We start from the raw sequence: 5,776 nt of genomic DNA on the forward strand, positions 1-5,776 counted from the left end.
CCGGCGCGGCCCCGCGCCGGCCGCCGCTCCCGACGGACGGAGACCGGCCACCGTCGCAACGCCGCCGAGTCGTCCATCCGCGTCGACGTCGACCTGCTCGACACGCTCATGCGCCAGGTCGGCGAGCTCGTGCTCAGCCGCAACCAGATCGTGCGCCAGGCCGCCGAGACCGACGACCTCGAGCTCGCCCGCGCCGCGCAGCGCCTGAACCTCATCGTCACCGAGGTGCAGGAAGGCGTCATGAAGACGCGCATGCAGCCCATCGACCACATCTGGGCCAAGATGCCGCGCGTCGTCCGCGACCTCGGCAGCTCGCTGGGCAAGAAGGTCAACCTCGAGATGATCGGTCGCGAGACCGAGCTCGACCGCAGCCTGCTCGAGTCGGTCAAGGACCCGCTGACGCACCTGGTGCGCAACGGCGTCGACCACGGCCTGGAGAGCACCGAGGACCGCGTCGCCGCCGGCAAGCCGGCCCAGGGCACGCTGACGCTGCGCGCGTACCACGAGGGCGGCCAGGTCGTCGTCGAGGTCACCGACGACGGCGCCGGCATCGACCCGGAGAAGATCGCCGCGAAGGCGGTCCAGAAGGGCCTGCGCACGGCCGAGCAGATCTCGCTCATGAGCCAGGCGGACGTCCTGCAGCTGATCTTCTCGCCCGGCTTCTCCACGGCCGCCCAGGTCACCAACGTCTCGGGCCGCGGCGTCGGCATGGACGTCGTGCGCACGAACATCGAGGCCATCGGCGGCACGATCGAGGTCGAGTCCGTCGTGGGCCGGGGCACCACCTGCCGCCTGCGCATCCCGCTGACCCTGGCGATCGTCCCGGCCCTCACGGTCGAGTGCGCCGGCGACCGCTACGCGATCCCGCAGGTCAGCCTGCTGGAGCTCGTCGCGCTGGACGCCGACCGCGCCGCGACCGCGATGGAGGAGGTCAACGGCGCCCCCGTCTACCGCCTGCGCGGCTCGCTGCTGCCGCTCGTGCGCCTGGCCGAGGTGCTCGGCGTCGAGTCCGAGCGCAGCGACGGGCACGTGCTCATCGCGGTGCTGCAGGCCGAGAACAAGCGCTTCGGCCTGGTGATCGACCGCGTCCTCAACACCGAGGAGATCGTGGTCAAGCCGCTCGACGCGCGGCTCAAGGCGATCGGCACCTACTCGGGCGCGACCATCCTGGGCGACGGCCGTGTGGCCCTCATCCTGGACGTCCAGCGCTCGCGCGCCGGGCCATGGCCGCCGAGGCGCTCGAGCGGACCGCCGGCGACGAGGTCGTCGGCGAGACCGCGAAGGGCGTGGGCGAGCAGCTGCGCATGCTGGTCGCCGGCATCGGCAGCGGCCGCCGCGTGGCCATCCCGCTGTCGTCGGTGACCCGTCTGGAGAACATCCCGGCCGACAAGGTCGAGCTGGTCGGCAGCCGCGAGATGGTGCAGTACCGCGGCCAGATCCTGCCGCTGGTGCGCCTGGACCGGCACCTCGGCGCGATGTCCGAGCGCCAGACCGACGACCTCGTCGTGGTCGTCTACTCGGCCGGCGCGCGCAGCGTCGCGATCGTCGTCGACGAGATCATCGACATCGTCGACGAGACCTCCGACGTCCACAGCGACATCGACGACCCGGGCCTGCTCGGCTCGACGCTCATCCGCGACCGCATCGTCGAGGTGCTGGACGTCCGCTCGGCGATCCTCGCCGCGGACCCGCGCTTCTACACCGATCCCGCGCCGGTGCTCGACGCCGCCGGGAACATCACCACGAGCTTCCAGGAGGCGCTGTGAGCACCCGTCTGGTCACCTTCACCCTCGACGGCCACCTCTACGGCGTCGACGTGGACGCCGTCCAGGAGGTGCTGCGCACGCAGCCGCGCACGCGGATCCCGCTGGCGCCGAAGACGCTGGGCGGCCTCATCAACCTGCGCGGCCAGGTCCTGAGCGCGGTCGACATGCGCGAGCAGCTCGAGCTGCCCGGCCGGTCGGACGAGCAGGAGCCGATGGTCGTCGTCATCCGTGTCGCGGGGGAGCCCGTGGCCATGCTGGTGGACTCGATCGGGTCGGTCGTCGACGTGGAGGACGACCAGTTCGAGCTGCCGCCGGACACTCTCTCGGGGGCGTCGCGAGAGCTTCTTCTCGGGGCGTACAAGCTGCAGGACCAGCTCCTGCTCGCACTGGACGTCGAGCGCGCCGTCGCGGCTTGACCTACCCCTAGGAGCACTCCCATGAAACGCCTCACCTGGTCCGTCGGACGGCGCCTGACCGCGCTCGCCCTCGTCGGAGTCCTGACCGTCGGCATCGTCGTCAGCGTCGTCGTCAACAGCATGATGTCGCTCGACGAGTCGAGCGAGCGGCTGGCGACGTTCGACAAGGTCGTCGTCGACATGCACCTGCTGGACACCCGCGCCAGCGAGCTCAAGTCCACCGCGTACCGCGCCCTGAGCGCGGAGGACCCGACCACGCTGCAGGCCGACATCGACGAGGACGTCGCGACGATGACGCAGATCCTCGACGAGCTGGACGGCGTGAGCCTGGACGTCTCGGCCGAGGAGAAGGAGGCGTTCCGCGTCGCCTTCGTCGAGTACGGCGGCGCCCTGAGCGACGTCATCGCCGAGGCCGCGGCCAGCCCGCGACGCGCCCGGGCGCTCGCCCCCGACATCCAGGCCGCGAACGACGTCGTCGACGAGGTCATCTCCGGTGCGCTGGAGCAGATGACCGCCGCCGCGGAGGCGGAGGCGGCGGCCCAGGACGACGACCGCGGCTCGACGATCGTCGAGACCGTGGTGATCGGTCTGGTGGGCATCGTCGCGCTCGGCGTGCTGGCGTACGTCATCGCCCGCTCGATCACGCGTCCGCTGTCGCGGGTCGTGCACGTGCTCAGGGGCTTCGCCGACGGCGACCTGAGCCAGCGGGCCCCGGAGACGTCGCAGGCCGAGCTCGGCTCGCTCGAGCGCAACCTCAACCGCGCGATGGAGGCGACGGACCAGATCGTCGGCAACGTCGTCGAGTCGGCCGAGACGCTGGCGTCCGCGGCCGAGGAGCTGTCGGCGTCCGCGCAGCAGATCTCCGCCGGCGCCACCCAGACCGCCACGCAGGCCACGATCGTCTCGGGCGCGTCGGAGGAGGTCGGCCGCAACGTGCAGACCGTCGCCGCCGGCTCCGAGGAGATGACCGCGTCGATCCGCGAGATCGCGCACTCGGCGAACGAGGCGGCCCGGGTCGCGTCGGACGCGGTGCGCAGCGTCGACGAGACCAACGAGTCGGTCGCCAAGCTGGGCGAGTCGAGCCAGCAGATCGGCAACGTGGTCAAGGTGATCACGTCGATCGCCGAGCAGACGAACCTGCTGGCGCTGAACGCCACCATCGAGGCGGCGCGTGCGGGCGAGGCCGGCAAGGGCTTCGCGGTCGTCGCGAACGAGGTCAAGGAGCTCGCGCAGGAGACCGCGCGGGCCACCGAGGACATCGCCCGCCGGGTCGAGGCCATCCAGGCCGACACCGGTGGTGCGGTCGAGGCCATCGGCCGGATCAGCGAGATCATCGCCTCGATCAACGACTACCAGCTGACCATCGCCTCGGCGGTGGAGGAGCAGACGGCCACGACGAACGAGATGAGCCGCAACGTGGCCGACGCCGCCAACGGCGCCGACCAGATCACGGTCAACATCAACGGCGTCGCGCAGGCCGCGGACACCACGAAGGACGGGGTCGTGCAGGCCGAGGCCGCCGTGCAGGACCTGGCCCGGATGTCGGCCGAGCTGCGCGCGCAGATGAGCCACTTCCAGCGCGCCTGACCACGGCCGACACGGCCGGCCGGAGCACCCGCTCCGGCCGGCCGTTCGCGTCCGTCCGGGACCCGTGGCCGCGATCGTCCGTCCGGTGGCCGGATCGTGACAGATTCGACCCGCCGAACCCCTTGGACGTCCGGGCATCCCGCCGATGGGGGACGCGATCCACTGCATGACGCACTCGAGGGGTTACGGATGACCGACAACGAGACCAGCACCACCAGCAGCGCGGACGAGCACCGCTCGATCGTGCAGCGCCTGCGCGACCTGAGCGTCCGCACCAAGACGCTCACCGCCGTGGGCCTGGCGTCCGCCGTCGCGCTGGCCGTCGGCGTGAACGGCATCGTCGCGCTGAGCAACGCCACCGACGAGGCGCACCGGCTGTACTCCAGCAACCTGCAGGGCGTCCAGAAGGTCGCCGACATGCGCACGGCCGTGGACGGGATGCGGATGTCCGCCCGCGACGCCCTGATCAAGACGTCCCCGTCGGACAAGCAGGCTGCGCTGCAGAAGGTCGAGGCGTACTTCGGCGACCTGCAGGAGGCCGGCAAGGCCTACGAGACCACCGGCGTCGACGCCACGTCGCAGCGGGTCGCGCCGACATGACGACCGCCGCCCAGCAGTACTTCGACGTCCAGACCACCGACATGGCGCGCTACGCGCTGGCTGGCGACGTGCGGCGCTGGGACGCCCGCAACGCCAGCGAGGTCAGCTCGCTGACCCGGGTCATGGAGGAGAGCCTCGACGCGCTGAACGAGCACGAGCAGCAGCTCGCGAAGGACGCGGTCGCGGCCATCGACGACAGCTACCGCTCCAGCCGCCTGCTCAGCATCGTGCTGCTGGTCGCCGGCATCAGCCTGGCCACCTTCCTGGGCCTGGCCATCGCCCTGGTCATGGCCGCCAACGTCGCCCGGCTCAAGGAGGTCATCGACGCGGTCGCGGACGGTGACCTGACCCGCCGGGCCGAGGTCCAGAACCGCGACGAGCTCGGCGACATGGCCGACGGGCTCAACGCCGCCACCGAGAAGCTGCGCGGCCTCATGGCCGAGGTCGTCGGCTCGGCCGACGCCGTGGCGGCCGCCGCCGAGGAGATGGCGGCGGGGTCGCAGCAGATCGCGGCCGGTGCCGAGGAGACGAGCGTGCAGGCGAACGTGGTCTCGAGCGCGGCGGAGGAGGTCAGCCGCAACGTGTCGACGGTGGCGGCGGGCTCGGAGCAGATGGGTGCCTCGATCCGGGAGATCTCGCACTCGGCGAACGAGGCCGCGCGGGTCGCGTCGGAGGCCGTGTCCACGGTGGAGTCCACCAACCACACGGTCGCGAAGCTGGGCGAGTCGTCCCAGGAGATCGGCAACGTGGTCAAGGTGATCACCTCGATCGCCGAGCAGACCAACCTGCTGGCGCTGAACGCCACGATCGAGGCCGCGCGCGCCGGTGAGGCGGGCAAGGGCTTCGCCGTCGTGGCCAACGAGGTCAAGGAGCTGGCCCAGGAGACGGCGCGGGCGACCGAGGACATCGCCCGTCGGGTCGAGGCCATCCAGGGCGACACGGCCGGCGCTGTCGGCGCGATGGAGGAGATCAGCTCGATCATCGCCTCGATCAACGACTACCAGGTGACGATCGCCTCGGCGGTGGAGGAGCAGACCGCCACCACCAACGAGATGAGCCGCAACGTCGCGGACGCCTCGGCCGGCACCGGCCAGATCGCCGAGAACATCGTCGGCGTCTCGCAGGCCGCGGCGACCACGACGGAGGCGGTCTCCCAGGCCCACGCGGCCGTCGCCGAGATCGCCCGCATGTCCGCGGACCTGCGCAACGCGGTGGGCCAGTTCAAGGCCTGACCGCGCAGACCGTGCAGAGGTCGACCCGTCCGGATATCGTCCGAACGGGTCGATCTTTTCTCGCAGGGGCGGAGGCGCGCATGACGTACTCCGTGGTCGGTGCGCCCGCCGTGGGCTTCGACCTGGCCCGCCTCCGGCCCGGCCGGCCCGCGGTCGCCGTGCTCCGCACCGCGCT

General features: G+C 71.5%; 6 protein-coding genes. All 6 read left to right on the plus strand.

The features are described 5' to 3' along the window. Positions 1 to 1,362, plus strand: a 1,362-nt coding sequence (locus AC2W7G_RS07960) for a chemotaxis protein CheA (RefSeq protein ID WP_485867957.1), incomplete at its 5' end; no start/stop codon positions are given. Then, on the plus strand, positions 1,305 to 1,766 hold the full coding sequence (locus tag AC2W7G_RS07965) for a chemotaxis protein CheW (protein WP_485867958.1): 462 nt from the start codon (positions 1,305 to 1,307) through the stop codon (positions 1,764 to 1,766). The genes AC2W7G_RS07960 and AC2W7G_RS07965, both read left to right, overlap by 58 nt. Then, on the plus strand, positions 1,763 to 2,182 hold the full coding sequence (locus AC2W7G_RS07970) for a chemotaxis protein CheW (RefSeq protein WP_485867959.1): 420 nt from the start codon (positions 1,763 to 1,765) through the stop codon (positions 2,180 to 2,182). The genes AC2W7G_RS07965 and AC2W7G_RS07970 overlap by 4 nt, the downstream gene beginning before the upstream one ends. 21 nt (positions 2,183 to 2,203) lie before the next feature. Then, positions 2,204 to 3,769 carry a methyl-accepting chemotaxis protein gene (locus AC2W7G_RS07975; protein WP_485867960.1) on the plus strand — a complete coding sequence of 522 codons (1,566 nt, stop codon included), beginning with the start codon at positions 2,204 to 2,206 and terminating at the stop codon, positions 3,767 to 3,769. A 189-nt stretch (positions 3,770 to 3,958) separates the two neighbouring features. Then, positions 3,959 to 4,369, plus strand: a complete 411-nt coding sequence (locus AC2W7G_RS07980) for an MCP four helix bundle domain-containing protein (protein ID WP_485867961.1) — start codon at positions 3,959 to 3,961, stop codon at positions 4,367 to 4,369. Next, positions 4,366 to 5,601 carry a methyl-accepting chemotaxis protein gene (locus AC2W7G_RS07985; RefSeq protein ID WP_485867962.1) on the plus strand — a complete coding sequence of 412 codons (1,236 nt, stop codon included), beginning with the start codon at positions 4,366 to 4,368 and terminating at the stop codon, positions 5,599 to 5,601. Before AC2W7G_RS07980 ends, AC2W7G_RS07985 begins: the two co-directional genes overlap by 4 nt. Positions 5,602 to 5,776: the final 175 nt, after the last annotated feature.

This window comes from Aeromicrobium sp. PFPM2_SD2 (assembly GCF_057364525.1).

What these genes read in the sequence shown, in the direction of transcription:
- AC2W7G_RS07975 (WP_485867960.1), top strand. Translation starts at nt 2,204, where the DNA reads ATGAAACGCCTCACCTGGTCCGTCGGACGGCGCCTGACCGCGCTCGCC.
- AC2W7G_RS07965 (WP_485867958.1), top strand. Translation starts at nt 1,305, where the DNA reads ATGCTGGTCGCCGGCATCGGCAGCGGCCGCCGCGTGGCCATCCCGCTG.
- AC2W7G_RS07980 (WP_485867961.1), top strand. Translation starts at nt 3,959, where the DNA reads ATGACCGACAACGAGACCAGCACCACCAGCAGCGCGGACGAGCACCGC.
- AC2W7G_RS07985 (WP_485867962.1), top strand. Translation starts at nt 4,366, where the DNA reads ATGACGACCGCCGCCCAGCAGTACTTCGACGTCCAGACCACCGACATG.